This window comes from uncultured Limosilactobacillus sp. (assembly GCF_934202235.1).
In the GTDB taxonomy this organism is placed as follows: domain Bacteria; phylum Bacillota; class Bacilli; order Lactobacillales; family Lactobacillaceae; genus Limosilactobacillus.
Window position 1 is genome coordinate 56,955 of record NZ_CAKPXS010000002.1, and the last position, 14,625, is coordinate 71,579.

Here is a 14,625-nt window from a genome sequence, read left to right on the forward strand (position 1 = left end):
GAATACGTTAAAAGTATCGGACCGGGCTGTGGTGGAGCAATCACCACGCCCGTTTTTTATTCAAGGAGTGATTAAATGACGACTCAAAAGTCAATGGCTAAGACGTACACCGCCATTTTTTCGGTGGCTCTGATGACCTTCCTGGGGGTGCTCAACGAAACATCCATGAACGTAACTTATCCGGAACTATCGCGGACTTTTGGTATTTCGCTGGACATTATCCAGTGGATTACCGCTGGTTACCTGTTAATGGTGACGATTGTAATGGGGACGACGGCCTACTTGTTGCGGCAGTATCCCGCTAAGCGGATTCACTTATTTTGTGTTACTGCCTTTATCGTTGGTGACGTGGTGGCAGCAACGGCGACTAACTTTGGCCTCTTGCTAGGGGGCCGGCTGATTCAAGCAGTCGCTACCGGCCTGGCAACCCCGACGATGTTCTTCCTGATTTTCACGGCCATTCCCCGCCACCAATTGGCAACGATGACCGGGATCGGGGCAATGGTGATTTCCCTGGCGCCGGCCCTGGGACCGACGTACGGTGGGGCGGTTGCCGGTGCCTGTTCGTGGCGGATGATTTTTTGGATTCTGCTCCCCATTGCCCTCATTAGCTTGGTAGCCGGGCAGTGGAGTATCAGTAACCAGCCAGCCGGGAATAACAAGCCGTTCAGCTTTGCCAGTTTGATGCTCCTAGCACTAGCATTGGTGGGCATTGTTTACGCGGTCTCCACAATTGGTAATGGTTTTAATAGATGGTTCTGCCTCTACTTATTGGCGGGCTTCGTCTTCTTTGGAGCCTTTATTTACACTAACGGGCACGGTGAGTCGCAGCTGCTGGGCTTAGAAATCCTCAAGCTGACCACCGTCCGTCTGTCGACAGTTACCTACTTCCTGTTACAGTTTATCAACATTGGGATTTCGCTGGTCATTCCGGTCTACTGCCAGTATGTCCTGCACAGCAGTGCACTGGTGGCGGGATTGGTCTTACTTCCCGGGTCAATTGCCGGGGCTGTTACCTCACCGCTGATGGGCCGGGTGGCTGACCAGTACGGTTATGGTAAGCCGGTTGTCGGTGGTGGTGTCCTCCTGGTGATCGGTACTGGTTTATACGCTGTTTTTCAGTCACGGCTAACCCCAATGATGATGATGTGGTTCTTTGTGTTCACCCGGATCGGTTTTAATTCTGCATTTTCGACAACCATGGCCAACGCCACGACGCTCGTGACACCACGGCAGGCCGCAGACGTTAATTCACTCTTTAACATGGTTCAGCAGTTTGCGGGTTCACTCGGGGTGGTTTTGCTGACTGCCTTAATGGCCCTTTTTCAGAATACTGGTAAGGGGACCATGGCGGCCCGGACCTTTATTGGTGGCCAGTTAGACTTCTGGTTGCTATTGGGGTTGGCAGTTGCTGTCCTGGTTGCTACTGCCACTAATTTCACGATCCAACGGTTGGACCAGCAAACGGGAATGGCAGCTTAGACTGTGGTGGCGCTTTATTGCGTCCCACTGGTTCCTCAGTTATAATGAAATTGTGTGAATAAGAAAGGATGTCGACAACAATGGCAGAAGTAATTGACCAAATTGATATGGATCAAGTTAAAAAACAAGTAGCAACTGGGTTGAACGAGTTGTTGGAGCAGGCACACCTCAATGAAGGCGACCTGGTAGTTCTTGGTCTCAGTACTAGTGAAGTCCATGGCGGCCGAATTGGGAAGGAATCAAACGTTGATATTGCCCGCGATATCGTCAAGACGATAGTGGACATTATCCGTCAGCACAAGCTGCACCTGGCTGTTCAGGGCTGTGAACACCTGAACCGGGCACTGGTTGTCGAACGCAGTGTTGCTAAGGAACGGGGATTTGAACAAGTTACGGTCTTCCCAGCATTGCATGCTGGTGGTTCCGGCCAGATTGCGGCCTTTGAAAACTTCCACGACCCAATTGAAGTGGAACACATTACGGCCGAAGCTGGGATGGATATTGGGGATACCTGTGTTGGGATGCACGTCAAGTTCGTCCAGGTTCCTGTCCGGACCTCGGTGAAGGAAATTGGGCTGGCCCACACTACTTACTTGCGGACGCGGCCGAAGCTCATCGGTGGTGCCCGCGCGAAGTACGAATGGGATCCCTTTGGTGAAAAGGATCAGAAGTAATCAATAAATCACTACTTGCCCGTGACACAATTGGCTGTCACGGGTCTTTCATGACTGATAAAGCATTGGTTGACGGTTGGCATAATTGCGTGGAGAAGAAGGGATATTGAGATGAAAAAATTTTTTACCGTTTTAGGTGGGATGGGGACACTGGCCACAGAAAGCTACGTCCGGCTGCTGGATAAACGAACGCCGACGAAGAGTGACCAGGACTACTTAGACTACCTCGTCGTTAATCACGCAACGATTCCTGACCGGACGAGCTGGATTTTAGACCACAGCAAGCCGAGCCCCCTGGAACCGCTGCTAGAAGACGTCAAGCAACAGAGCCTCCTCAAGCCTGAATTCTTTGTGTTAATTTGCAATACCGCTCATTATTCTTACGATGCTTTACAGGCTGCGACTAAAATTCCGATCCTTAACATGTTGCAGGAAACCGTCAAAGCGATTAAAAGCATTCGGCCGACTGCCAAAAGGGTGGGCCTGTTAGGGACATATGGTACCTTGCGGTCAGGGATCTATGATCATTACATCACGGATGCTGGTTATACCCTGGTAAAGCCAACGGCAGAACTCCAGGAGCTCACGGAAGACTTGATTTACAATGACATTAAGCAGCGCGGTCAGTCAGACGACGAAAAGTACCACCGGCTTATCAAAAGAATGTCAGAGGAAATGAACTGTGATATTGTCATCCTCGGTTGTACCGAACTGTCATTTGCCGAAGAGATGTCTCCCGAAAAAGATTACCCGGTTGCTGATTCACAGTCCATCATCGTTGATCGTTCACTTGAGCTGGGCCTGAAAATGCAGAAGGGAAAGTAACCAATGACTAAGCAGGTGAAGCCGGTTTACCAGGCCTGCTGGGTAATTTTCTGTGTACTCCTTTGCCTTGGGGTAGCACTTGGTGGCAAGCATTACCGTCAACAGAAAAACTGGCACCGTTTCGCCGGCACCTACTACGCCTACGTCCCCGATAATGGACAGGTGCACAAGGTGAAACTAACGATTCCAGCTGACCACCAGGTGGCAACGCTCAAAATTGTGGACAGCACGCGGGGTGAGAGCCCGCACGTCAAGAAGGTTAACCGGTTGAAGATTAATTCCGGGCACCAGACGATGACCGTCATCGGCTATCCGGGTACGCCGGCTGACCACTACCGCCACGTCGCTACCACGATTCAACTGACCACGGCGGGAAAAACGCGGACGTATTACCGCGAGGGGACACCCCAACAGCAGAAACGAGAAAAACACTTTCAACAGTAAAATTAAGGCCAGACTGCCACAACGGTAGCCTGGCCTATTTTTGGCAGCGCTTACCATGACAGATAAGTAACAAATGGTCAGCGTTTAATGGGCAACAGCTGATAGTGTGTTACAATGGTAACGTTAACAAATGGTCTAGTTCATAATTTGAAAGAAATGGGGAATTAGCATGGCATCACCTGTATATATTCAAATTCATAATGACCTCCGAAAGAGTATCGAGGATGGTAAGTGGGGCGTCGGTGAAAAAATTCCGGCAGAGCGTGAGTTAGCCTCCCAGTTTGGTGTCAGCCGGATGACGCTGCGGCAGGCAATTCAGACGCTTGTTGATGAAGGGGTCCTGGAGCGCCGAGTTGGTGCCGGGACCTTCGTGGCCAACCGAAAGGTCCAAGAAAAGATGGCAGGGGTTACCAGTTTTACCGAACTGATGCAAAAAGCTGGTAAAACACCGTCGTCACGGACGATCTCCTACCACCTCACGACCCCGTCAGAAACTGAAATCGATAAATTGGATCTCAAAGCTGGCGAGCAGGTTTTGCGGATGGAACGGGTTCGCTATGCCAATAACGTTCCTATTTGTTACGAAATTGCGACGGTTCCCGCTTCAATGGTTCAAGACTTTTCTAAGGCAGAAGTTACCAGTTCGTTTTATAATACTCTTGAAACAAAAGCTCACCTCACTCCGGGACACACTACCCAGCATGTTTCGGCATCCAATGCTAACGAAAAAATTGCTGAGTACCTGGATATCCGGCGCGGGGATGCCCTTTTGCGGACAACCCAGGTTTCTTACCTCACTGATGGTCGGCCATTCGAGTATGTCCACGCCCGTTACGTCGGCAAACGGTTTGAGTTTGTCCTGGAAAAATAGTAGGAGGATAATTTTCTCACATGGATTTTAAGTATCCAGACGATAGTTGTGCATTGCACACCGATGCCTACGAACTGTCAATGATGCAGACGTACTGGCAAGAGGGGATGGCGGACCGTCAGGCAATTTTTGAGGCCTTTTTCCGCAAGATGCCGTTTAATAACGGGTATGCCGTTTTTGCCGGTCTTGATCACATTATTCGTTATGTGAAGCAGTTGCACTTCAGTAAGTCTGATATTGACTATTTGCGGTCGACGAAGCAATTTGATGATGGCTTTTTAGACTACCTGCAGAATTGGCATTTCACTGGGACTATTCGCAGTATGGTGGAAGGCGAGTTGGTCTTTAACCACGAACCGCTGGTTCAGGTGGAAGCGTCAATGATGGATGCCCAGTTGGTTGAGACTGCCATCCTCAACATCATCAACTACCAGGTAGTGGTCGCAACCAAGGCTTCCCGCATCAAACACATTGTCGGTAACCAGCCGGTAATGGAGTTTGGCTCACGGCGAGCACAGGAATTTGATGCGGCCTTGTGGGGAACCCGTGCAGCTTATATTGGTGGGTTCGATGCCACGAGTAATGTCCGTGCGGGAAAGCTGTTTGGGATTCCTATTTCTGGGACCCACGCTCACGCCTTAGTGCAGGCTTACATGAACGATTACGCTGCCTTTAAGGCCTATGCAGAAACCCACCACAACTGTGTTTTCCTGGTTGACACCTTTGATACGTTGAAGAGCGGGGTGCCAAGTGCCATCAAAGTGGCTGATGAGTTTGGTGACAAGATTAACTTCCAGGGAGTCCGGATTGACAGTGGCGACATGGCCTACCTCTCCAAGCGAGTTCGTCAAATGCTTGACGATGCGGGTTATCCTGATGCGAAGATTTACGCCTCTAACGGTCTTGATGAAAAGACAATTATGAACCTGATGATTCAGGGAGCCAAAATCGACGTGTGGGGTGTTGGGACCAAGCTGATCACTGCTTACGACCAGCCAACCCTCGACGCCGTCTATAAGATGGTTGCCTTTGAAAATGAGGCTGGTGAGATGGTCGACACGATTAAGTTGTCGAACAACGCCGCTAAAATGTCGACACCTGGTAAGCACCAGGTTTGGCGAATTACTGACAGCGTTGATGGTAAGAACGAGGGGGACTACGTGACCTTGTGGGGTGAAGATCCACGCCAACTCGATTCCTTATACATGTTTGATCCGAACCATACTTACTTGCACAAGACGGTCAACGACTTTATTGCCCGTCCGCTGTTGCAGGAGATCTTTGTGGATGGTGAGCTGGTTTATGATGAGCCGAGTCTGGAAGAAATTCACCAGTCACGGCGCCTCCACCTTGACCGTCTGTGGGAAGAATATAAGCGGGACCTTAATCCCGAAGTCTACCCGGTCGACCTTTCGCAAAAGTGTTATGACAACAAGATGAAGATGATCAATTACGTTCATAATTACGTTGCTCAGATGAGTAAGGACCAGGAAAAGCAGGCGAAGAAATGAGAAAATTACAGCAAGTCATCATTAACCAACTAGGTGTTCGCCCGCAAATTGACCCGCAGGAAGAAATTGACCGGCGGGTGGCTTTTCTGCAGGAATACCTCAAGAAGACGGGGATGAAGACCCTTGTTCTTGGTATTTCCGGCGGCCAGGACTCCTCACTAGCCGGTCGCCTGGCACAATTAGCCGTGACTGGTCTTCGTCAGTCAACGGGTGACAGCGCCTATCAGTTCGTTGCCGTCCGCCTGCCCTATGGTGGACAAGCGGATGAAGACGACGCGATGTTTGCCATTGAGGACTTTATTCATCCGGACGTGGTGATGCGGGTGAATATCAAGGATGCCACTGACGCCATGGTGGGGGCCGTTGAAGATAACAGACTGACGGTGTCTGACTTTAACAAGGGCAACATTAAGGCCCGCCAGCGGATGATCGCTCAGTATGCCATTGCTGGTGCTCGCCGGGGAGCAGTGGTCGGCACTGACCATGCTGCCGAAGCTGTAACCGGTTTTTACACTAAGTTTGGTGACGGCGGGGCAGATTTGACGCCACTCTCCGGCTTAGATAAGCGCCAGGGCCGGGCCTTGTTGGAGCAGCTGGGGGCGCCAGCACGCCTTTATGAAAAGACACCCACGGCGGACTTGGAAGATGATCGGCCAGCCCTCCCAGACGAGACGGCACTAGGTGTGACCTACCGGCAAATTGATGACTACCTTGAAGGGGTGGACATTGATGATGACGCTGCGCAAAAAATTGAGGCCTGGTTTATGAAGACCCGCCATAAGCGGCACCTGCCAGTCAGCCCACGCGATGAGTGGTGGAAGTAGGTACCGGTAAAGTAAGTGAAGTTAACAACGGGGGCTGGGAGAATACAGCCCCCCTGCTTTTTGTCAACAAGTGAGGAATATTGTGGAAGAAAAAACGATTAAATTAGTTACTAAGGACGTTGATGGTGTTCGTCAACACCAAGTGAAGGCCGCCCTTGACCTGCTCGATGATGGCAACACCATTCCCTTTATCGCGCGTTACCGGAAAGAAATGACCGGGGCCCTCGACGAAGTTCAACTCCAGGAGATCGCGACCAGCTATAACAAGGTGGCCGAACTGGAAAAGCGACAACAAACGGTCATCAAGGCCATTAGTGATGAAGGTAAGCTGACAGCGCAATTAAAAGCGCAGATTCTGGCAGCTGAAGACTTGACGACGGTTGAAGACCTTTACTTGCCATACAAGAAAAAACGGCAGACCAAAGCTCAAAAGGCTAAGGCGGCCGGACTGACCCCGCTGGCAAATTGGATCCTGACTTTCCCGAAGGAGTCGTTAGCAGAAAAAGCTGCGAAGTTCGTCGGTGATGATGTCCCAGATACCGCAGCAGCGCTAGCGGGCGCTCACGAAATTTTGGCTGAGGCAATTGCCGAAATGGCAACGGTCAGGGGTTGGCTGCGAGGCTTTACCCGGGATAAGGGTGAATTGGTGACGGCTACCCGACGCGGTGGTGAGGATGCCGATGAACGCGGTGTGTACCAACAGTATTACGACTTCAGCTCGCCAATTGCCGACCTTAGTTCTTACCAGGTGCTGGCCATTAACCGGGGAGAAAAGGAAAAAGTCCTTTCGGTGAAGGTCCAGGTGGATGATCAACGGGTCGACGGCTATCTCCGCTTTCGGCTAATCGGTAGTCACGGGGATGGTGAAGCCACGACCTTCATTACGGAGGCTTACCGTGACGCTTACAAGCGCTTCATGGCACCGGCTATTTCCCGGGAAATCCGCAAGGAATTGACTGAAAAAGCTGACGAACAGGCAATTAAGGTTTTCGGGGAAAACCTCTACCACCTATTGATGCAGGCACCAATTAAGGGAAAGGTTGTCTTGGGTTTTGATCCGGCTTACCGGACTGGTTGCAAATTGGCCGTCATTGACCAGCATGGTAAGCTGCTTCACGTGGCGGTAATTTATCCCCATAAACCAGCGCCAGAAAAGCAACGGGCTCAGGCAGAGGGACAGTTAATTGACCTAATCAACAAGTACCAAGTGGAAATGATTGCCATTGGTAACGGGACGGCCAGTCGTGAGTCAGCAGCTTTCGTTGCGGCTATGCTGAAGAAGATTGAACGGCCAGTCTACTATGTCATCGTCAACGAGGCCGGGGCATCGGTTTATTCCGCCAGTGAACAAGCGCGGGAAGAATTTCCCGACCTTCACGTCGAAAAGCGGAGCGCTATCAGTATTGGGCGGCGCCTTCAAGACCCGCTGGCTGAACTGGTCAAGATTAACCCGCAGGCAATCGGAGTTGGGCAATACCAGCATGACTTGCCGGAAAAGGAACTCTCGACGGAGCTGGATGCCGTAGTGGAGCGTGCAGTTAACAGGGTCGGAGTGAACCTCAATACTGCCTCTTATCAGTTACTGACACGGATTGCCGGCCTGAACGAAACGATTGCCCACAACATCGTGAACTACCGCAACGAGCACGGCGCTTACCAGAGTCGCCCGGAATTGAAGAAGGTTTCTCGTTTAGGACCGAAAGCTTATCAACAGGCGGTGGGCTTTCTACGGATTATTGGCGGGAAGAACCCCCTCGATAATACCGATGTCCACCCCGAAAGTTACCCGGTGGCCGAGAAAATGCTGACTGCTGCGGGCGTTATCCCACAGCAGTTAGGAAGTGATGAAGCCCAAACTAAGCTGAAAAAACTTAACTGGCACCAGTTCGTTACTCCTGATGCGGGTAAAGAAACGGTTGCTGATATTTACCAATCATTGCTGACACCTGGAAGGGACTTACGGGATACAATGCCGGCACCATTGCTCCGCCAGGACGTTTTGACGATTGACGACCTGAAAGCAGGAATGAAGCTGGAAGGAATAGTGCGCAACGTGGTGGACTTTGGCGCCTTCGTGGATATTGGCGTTAAGCACGACGGCTTAGTTCACGTTTCGAAGATGAGTAAGAAGTTCATCCGTGACCCGCGGAAGGTCGTAGCGGTAGGTGACATTGTGACTGTCTGGGTGGAATCAGTCGACCTTGACCGGCAGCGGATCCAACTGACAATGGTCGATCCGGCTAAGCAGGCAGCGACCAAGTGACCAACGAAGAATTATTGGCCTTGACCAGGCAGCTCTCCCGCCAACAGTTTGGGCGGCCGTTTACCCACCAGGTTTTCTTTAATCATCGCCTGCGGACGACGGGTGGCCGTTACCACCTGGGCGACCACCACATCGATATTAACCCGCGGATGGTAGCTGCCGGTCCGGCAGTTTTGCGGGGCGTGATCTTGCATGAATTGTGTCACTACCATTTGCATTTAACTGGCCAGGACTACCACCACCGCAGTTCCGCTTTTAAACGATTGCTCAAAAAAGTAGGCGGCTCGCGTTATGCGCCGGCTGTGCAACCACGGCGGGGCTGGTTATACCGTTGCCAGGGTTGTGGAGCCCGACTGTTCCGGCAACGGCGGTTCAACACTCATCGCTTTCGTTGTGCCCGCTGCGGGGGTCGCTTTCAGTTGCTAGGAAAGTGGACAACACAGAACCGCGTATGAATTTAACGTCTTTGTCAAATTGTGCTTGCTTGCCGGGAGAATGTTTGGTAAAATATTCTTCGTTGATGCGGCAGTGGCGGAATTGGCAGACGCGCAAGATTAAGGATCTTGTGGTCATTATTGACCATGGAGGTTCGAGTCCTCTTTGCCGCATGATAATAAGCAGTAAACGTTTTGAACGTTTGCTGCTTTTTTATTGAATAATTGTTTTCTGATCGAAAGATGAGTTATCATTATTAACAGCATGAGATGAAGGGAGCAGACTAATCGTGGCGACATTAGTAATTGTGCGACACGGCCAGAGTCAAGCCAACTTGGATAACATTTTTACCGGGTGGACCGATGTCCCGCTGACTGCTCATGGACTGAAACAGGGGGTGGCAGTTGGCCAGCTTCTTGCTGGAAAACGAATTGATTTTGCAGACGTGCATACTTCGTTGATGAAGCGGGCAATTATTACTGCCAACGTGATCCTGGAACAGCTTCATCAGGACTATCTGCCTATTCATAAGACCTGGCGCTTAAACGAGCGGCATTATGGGGCCCTCAGTGGTCAGAACAAGGAAACTGTTCGTCAGCGTTACGGGACAGCGCAATGGAAGAAGTGGCGCCGCGGCTTTACCGCTGTCCCACCGGTACTGACCACCCGCCAGCACGACCGGCGGTATGACCGCCTGGGTGTCAGGGTGCCGTTAAGTGAGAGCTTACAGATGACTCAGCAACGGCTACTTCCTTACTGGGAAGACGCGATTGCACCGCGCTTGTTGGACAATAAAAACCAGCTAGTGGTCGCCCATGGTAGCTCGCTCCGGGCGTTGATCAAGTACCTTGACCACATTGATGACGACCAGATTGACCAGGTAGAGGTCCCCAATGGCGAGCCCATTATCTACCACTTCGATGACCATCTCAATGTCATTGACAAGCAAGTATTAGCTAAGGAGGAACACTAATGGCAATTCACGAACTGAAAAATAACCCACAGCTGAAGGGACAAATTCAGCTGCTCGATAACATCACCTATGCTGCCGCGGATGGTGAACCGCAGAAGATGTCGATCCTGTTGCCATGGGCGACAACGACGGCAATTAAGACTGAGCGGCGGCCACTGATTGTCTTTGTGCAGGGAAGTTCATGGCAATTGCCGCGGCTGGGCAAACAGTTACCCCAGTTAGTGGATTTCGCGCGTGCCGGCTATATCGTGGCCACTGTTCAACACCGCAACGCCATTAATGGCCACCAGTTCCCAGACTTCTTAATGGACGTCAAGACTGCCATCCGCTACCTGCGGGCAAATGCCGCTCAATACGATATTGATCCACAGCGTGTGGCACTGTGGGGGACTTCGTCGGGGGCCAATGCGGCGATGCTTGCGGGACTGACTCCTGACGACCCTCGTTACCGGACTGATGACTTTGTCAACGAAAGTGACCGGGTGAACGCGGTGGTTAGCTGTTTTGGCCCAACGGATGTTGCTGACACCTTTGACTTTACTGGCGATAAGCCAGGCGCTGACCTGCTGCAGTACTGTTTATTTGGGTTAGATAAGAAACAGTGGGCGGCGAAGAAGGCGGCCATGAGTCCGGTTAAGCAGGTGGCCAACGCGAAGGAATACCCGCCATTCCTCTTATTACACGGTGATGCCGATAAGACGGTTCCATACCACGAAATGGAGGAAATGTACCATGCTCTCGAAGATCATGGTGCCAGTGTGGAAGCTTACCGGGTGCACGGGGCAAAGCACGAGTCTGACTTCTGGAGTCCGGCTGTTTATAATGTTATTCATCAATTTTTGGATGGTATTGAACAGCCAAATGTGAAATAATAGTCTAGTTGGTTTGATGGAATAACGACAAAAAAGCCGCAGTGAATATTCATTTTCGCTGCCGCTTTTCTTTGTCTAGATTGGGAAGGATTGAAGTTTTATCTTGATTACGATGGCAGGGATGATCGGCGCGGGCAAGTCAAGCATGACTGGAATTTTAGCGCGTCAGTTAGGCACAAAAGCATACTACGAACCAGTCAACGACAACCCGGTTCTACCTCTTTTCTACAAGGGGAATGAAATTGCCGCCGCTAAGCGCAAAGCGGGCGACAAGGAAGCGACTAATCCCTATGCTTACTTACTACAAACGTTTTTCTTGAACCGGCGTTTCAAGATGATTAAGCAGGCGATGCGCGATGATAACAACGTGCTCGACCGTTCAATTTATGAAGATGCGATTTTCATGAAAATGAATGCCGACATGGGTAACGCGACGCAAGTTGAATGGGATATTTACGAATCGCTGTTGAAGAACATGATGGAAGAACTCCCGTACGCTGCTCACAAGAAGGCACCGGACCTGATGGTGATGATTGATGTTGACTACCCGACGGTGATCAAGCGGATTAAGAAGCGTGGGCGGAAGTACGAACAGGTGGAAAGTGATCCATCCCTGGTTGACTACTACAAGCGCCTGCTGAAGTATTATGCTAATTGGAAGCGCGAGTATGATGCCTCACCACTGTTGATTATTGATGGGGCCAAATATGACTTTATGAGTAATTTGGCAGACCGTCAGGCAGTGTTAGACCAGGTTTACCGCGAACTGTTGAAAATTAATTCATTAGATGATGAACGGTTTAGCCAGCTGGAGGAAGAGTTGTCCAGCCTGAGCTTAGATGATAAGCCGGCGGCACCCGCTGCTGATGCTAAAATTGAATAACTCCCAGCATGATGGTGGGCTGACTCACCAGCTGCAGACAAAGTGGTGATCAGTTTAACTGGTTATCACTTTTTATTTTTCGCATAAGCGCTTGACAGAAGAGGCAAACCCACCTATGCTGTTATGTAATTGATAACCTTTAAAGGGGTCCCGCGAGGCCTCCAAGGTGCGTGAAAATAGCCGACTGGTGAGCCGGAGAAAGAGCAGCTTTGGGGTAATGGGGACCGCAGAGCTGTTTTTGTTTGGGGAGGAATAATATGGCACACCGTCGTGATGTTGTACTTGATGTTGATGAGCGACCGAGTACTGGCCAGTGGCTTGGCTTGTCGCTCCAACACATGTTTTCCATGTTTGGGTCGACAGTTCTCGTCCCGATCCTGGTAGGGTTAAATCCGGGGATTGCCCTCTTTAGTTCGGGTGTGGGAACGCTGATGTACCTCTTAATTACTCGACACAAGATTCCGGCCTACATGGGCTCCAGTTTCTCGTTCGTGGTTCCCATGATGGCCTTGATGAAGACGACTGGTTACCCGGGGATTGCCCAGGGGACCATCGCGGTGGGCTGTGTGTACCTGATCGTGTCGTTGATTGTCAGCCGGATTGGGGCGGAGTGGATTGACCGGGTCTTGCCGCCGATCATTGTTGGGCCAATCGTGATTGTGATCGGTTTGTCGCTGGCCAGCACTGCTGCTAAGGACGCCACGATTAATGCGGCCACCGGTCACTACGACCTCCGCTTCTTCGCCGTTGCGATGCTAACGATGGTCATCACGATTATCTTTAATATGTACTGCAAGGGGTTCTTAGGCTTAATTCCCATCCTGATGGGGATTGTCGCCGGCTATCTCGTGGCTTGCCTCTTCGGGATTGTGGACTTCACGCCAGTGATGCATGCTCACTGGTTTAGTTTGCCCCACTTCCAGGTACCGTTTATCAACTACCATCCGCGCCTTTACTGGGGGGCAATTTTCAGCATGGCACCAATTGCCTTTGTCACGATGACAGAACACCTGGGGCACATCATGGTGCTCAATGAACTGACGGAGCGGGACTTCTTTAAGGATCCCGGACTAAACAAGACACTGGCGGGTGACGGGACTGCTTCCATTATTGCCGGCTTTGTTGGCGGGCCCCCAGTGACCAGCTATGGGGAAAACATTGGTGTGCTGGCGATTACCAAAGTGCACTCGGTTTATGTTGTCGGTGGGGCGGCAATCTTTGCGGTCTTCTTCAGCTTTGTGGGCAAACTGAGCGCCCTCATCGAAACGATTCCTTCCCCAGTTATCGGGGGGATTTCCTTCCTCCTCTTCGGGGTGATTGCTTCGAGTGGTTTGCGGGTGCTGATTGAACACCAGATCGACTTTAATGCCAAGCGTAACTTGATGATTTCTTCCGTGATCCTGGTAATCGGGATCGGGAATGCTTACCTGCAGTTAGGTAAGTACCAATTCTCCGGGCTGGCCGTGGCGGCCATTCTGGGGGTGATCTTAAATCTGATCCTGCCAGAAAAGGCGCGGAGTGAGGAATAGCCAATCAAAAATGATTAATGCCTTGTCTGACGGTTAGTTTAATAATCACAAATATAATTCGGGCATTGCCGTTCATGTTTGACGGCAATGCCTTTTAATTATTATTCGGCAGATTGCAAGAAATAACTTGAACAAGGCTTAACAGTGTAAATTACACCAAAAGATCTCAATCGGCGATCGCCAATTGAGACATTGGAGTTGGCGTGAATTCAAGTACCAATTAATTTTGATCAGTTCATCATCACTAATTTCTTCCACACGTTTGCTCTTGGGGATAAAACGCCGAAGGACGCGATTGCGGTGCTCGTTAGTTCCACGTTCATGTGGCGAATACGCATGGGCAAAGTAAACAGGAATCCCAGTTAAAGACTCAACAGCTTGGTAGTTCGCAAACTCCTTGCCATGATCAACCGTTAGCGTCTTTAACTTTCCCTGGAGTTGTTTAGCGAGCTCAATAATGGCTTCTTTCATCGACTGACTGTCACGTCCGCGTAGCCGTTTGACAATCGTCAAGCGACTTTGACGCTCTACAAACGTTGCTATAGTTTGGCCTTTTCGTTTGCCAGAAAGAACGGTATCCGCTTCAAAATGGCCAAAGGTCTTTCGCCCTTGGACTTCGATTGGTCGCTCTTCAATGGAACGTCCATGACTAAAAGTTCCCCGGGTTTCTTTAGCTCTTTTCCGCCGAATCCCCTGATCCGGCAAATCAGTTAATAGAAGATCCAGTAAGCCTTGATCAAGCCAGTTGTAGATTGACTTATAGGCAATTCCTACGACGTGAGCAACTTGTTCCGCGGACCACTTTTGAACCTTGATCCGTTCTTCAATGAAGTGCTTGAGGTTCCTGGTTAATGAAGGCTTACGGCCGCGTTGTGATACCTTACGACGATAATCCGCTTGTGCTAATTGAGCTTGATAATCACTCTTCAGCCGATGAACCTCATTGAAGATTGTGGTCGTGCTAAAACCAAGATAGTTAGCAATATAGCGTAGCGAATGATTCTCATTGCGGAGTGTTTCGATGACAACACGATCGTGA

14 protein-coding genes and 1 tRNA gene are annotated in these 14,625 nt (G+C 50.6%); 14 read left to right on the forward strand and 1 reads right to left on the reverse strand.

Annotated elements, in window-relative coordinates:
• Nucleotides 1-75 precede the first annotated feature (75 nt).
• The 14 genes from Q0E49_RS00955 to uraA all read left to right on the forward strand — a co-directional run bounded on the left by Q0E49_RS00955 (nucleotide 76) and on the right by uraA (nucleotide 13,586).
• On the forward strand, nucleotides 76-1,482 hold the full coding sequence (locus Q0E49_RS00955) for an MFS transporter (protein ID WP_295745618.1): 1,407 nt from the start codon (nucleotides 76-78) through the stop codon (nucleotides 1,480-1,482).
• A gap of 80 nt (nucleotides 1,483-1,562) precedes the next feature.
• Nucleotides 1,563-2,156: a TIGR01440 family protein gene (locus Q0E49_RS00960; RefSeq protein WP_366509523.1), complete on the forward strand. Its 594-nt coding sequence runs from the start codon at nucleotides 1,563-1,565 to the stop codon at nucleotides 2,154-2,156.
• Between the two features lie 111 nt (nucleotides 2,157-2,267).
• The gene (locus Q0E49_RS00965; protein ID WP_295745620.1) at nucleotides 2,268-2,981 is read left to right on the forward strand and encodes an amino acid racemase; all 714 of its coding nucleotides are present in this window, start codon (nucleotides 2,268-2,270) and stop codon (nucleotides 2,979-2,981) included.
• Between the two features lie 3 nt (nucleotides 2,982-2,984).
• Entirely contained in the window at nucleotides 2,985-3,425 is a 441-nt protein-coding gene (locus Q0E49_RS00970) for a hypothetical protein (RefSeq protein ID WP_295745622.1), read from the forward strand.
• 169 nt (nucleotides 3,426-3,594) lie between these two features.
• On the forward strand, nucleotides 3,595-4,296 hold the full coding sequence (locus Q0E49_RS00975) for a GntR family transcriptional regulator (RefSeq protein WP_295745625.1): 702 nt from the start codon (nucleotides 3,595-3,597) through the stop codon (nucleotides 4,294-4,296).
• Between the two features lie 20 nt (nucleotides 4,297-4,316).
• A complete protein-coding gene (locus tag Q0E49_RS00980; protein ID WP_295745628.1) occupies nucleotides 4,317-5,807 on the forward strand; it encodes a nicotinate phosphoribosyltransferase in 1,491 nt (496 codons plus the stop codon).
• A complete protein-coding gene (nadE, locus tag Q0E49_RS00985; protein WP_295745631.1) occupies nucleotides 5,804-6,631 on the forward strand; it encodes an ammonia-dependent NAD(+) synthetase in 828 nt (275 codons plus the stop codon). Before Q0E49_RS00980 ends, nadE begins: the two co-directional genes overlap by 4 nt.
• Nucleotides 6,632-6,713: 82 nt before the next feature.
• Nucleotides 6,714-8,894 (forward strand): Tex family protein, encoded by a 2,181-nt coding sequence (locus Q0E49_RS00990; protein WP_295745634.1) that lies wholly within the window; start codon nucleotides 6,714-6,716, stop codon nucleotides 8,892-8,894.
• Nucleotides 8,891-9,349 carry a SprT family protein gene (locus tag Q0E49_RS00995; protein WP_295745637.1) on the forward strand — a complete coding sequence of 153 codons (459 nt, stop codon included), beginning with the start codon at nucleotides 8,891-8,893 and terminating at the stop codon, nucleotides 9,347-9,349. The genes Q0E49_RS00990 and Q0E49_RS00995 overlap by 4 nt, the downstream gene beginning before the upstream one ends.
• Before the next feature lie 67 nt (nucleotides 9,350-9,416).
• A tRNA-Leu gene (locus tag Q0E49_RS01000) sits at nucleotides 9,417-9,502 on the forward strand.
• A gap of 116 nt (nucleotides 9,503-9,618) precedes the next feature.
• Entirely contained in the window at nucleotides 9,619-10,302 is a 684-nt protein-coding gene (locus Q0E49_RS01005; protein WP_295745640.1) for a 2,3-diphosphoglycerate-dependent phosphoglycerate mutase, read from the forward strand.
• Entirely contained in the window at nucleotides 10,302-11,174 is an 873-nt protein-coding gene (locus Q0E49_RS01010; RefSeq protein WP_295745642.1) for an alpha/beta hydrolase, read from the forward strand. The genes Q0E49_RS01005 and Q0E49_RS01010 overlap by 1 nt, the downstream gene beginning before the upstream one ends.
• Before the next feature lie 103 nt (nucleotides 11,175-11,277).
• Entirely contained in the window at nucleotides 11,278-12,057 is a 780-nt protein-coding gene (locus tag Q0E49_RS01015; RefSeq protein WP_295745645.1) for a deoxynucleoside kinase, read from the forward strand.
• A gap of 257 nt (nucleotides 12,058-12,314) precedes the next feature.
• Entirely contained in the window at nucleotides 12,315-13,586 is a 1,272-nt protein-coding gene (uraA, locus tag Q0E49_RS01020) for a uracil permease (RefSeq protein ID WP_295745647.1), read from the forward strand.
• A 138-nt stretch (nucleotides 13,587-13,724) separates the two neighbouring features.
• Here uraA and Q0E49_RS01025 read toward each other — a convergent pair.
• On the reverse strand, nucleotides 13,725-14,625 hold a 901-nt coding region (locus Q0E49_RS01025), incomplete at its 5' end, for an IS30 family transposase (RefSeq protein ID WP_295745650.1).

Excerpts from the sequence above, each read along its gene's own strand:
- Q0E49_RS00960 (WP_366509523.1), top strand. The coding sequence starts at position 1,563 with ATGGCAGAAGTAATTGACCAAATTGATATGGATCAAGTTAAAAAACAA.
- Q0E49_RS00980 (WP_295745628.1), top strand. The coding sequence starts at position 4,317 with ATGGATTTTAAGTATCCAGACGATAGTTGTGCATTGCACACCGATGCC.
- Q0E49_RS00955 (WP_295745618.1), top strand. The coding sequence starts at position 76 with ATGACGACTCAAAAGTCAATGGCTAAGACGTACACCGCCATTTTTTCG.
- uraA (WP_295745647.1), top strand. The coding sequence starts at position 12,315 with ATGGCACACCGTCGTGATGTTGTACTTGATGTTGATGAGCGACCGAGT.
- Q0E49_RS00975 (WP_295745625.1), top strand. The coding sequence starts at position 3,595 with ATGGCATCACCTGTATATATTCAAATTCATAATGACCTCCGAAAGAGT.
- Q0E49_RS00970 (WP_295745622.1), top strand. The coding sequence starts at position 2,985 with ATGACTAAGCAGGTGAAGCCGGTTTACCAGGCCTGCTGGGTAATTTTC.
- Q0E49_RS01010 (WP_295745642.1), top strand. The coding sequence starts at position 10,302 with ATGGCAATTCACGAACTGAAAAATAACCCACAGCTGAAGGGACAAATT.
- nadE (WP_295745631.1), top strand. The coding sequence starts at position 5,804 with ATGAGAAAATTACAGCAAGTCATCATTAACCAACTAGGTGTTCGCCCG.
- Q0E49_RS00965 (WP_295745620.1), top strand. The coding sequence starts at position 2,268 with ATGAAAAAATTTTTTACCGTTTTAGGTGGGATGGGGACACTGGCCACA.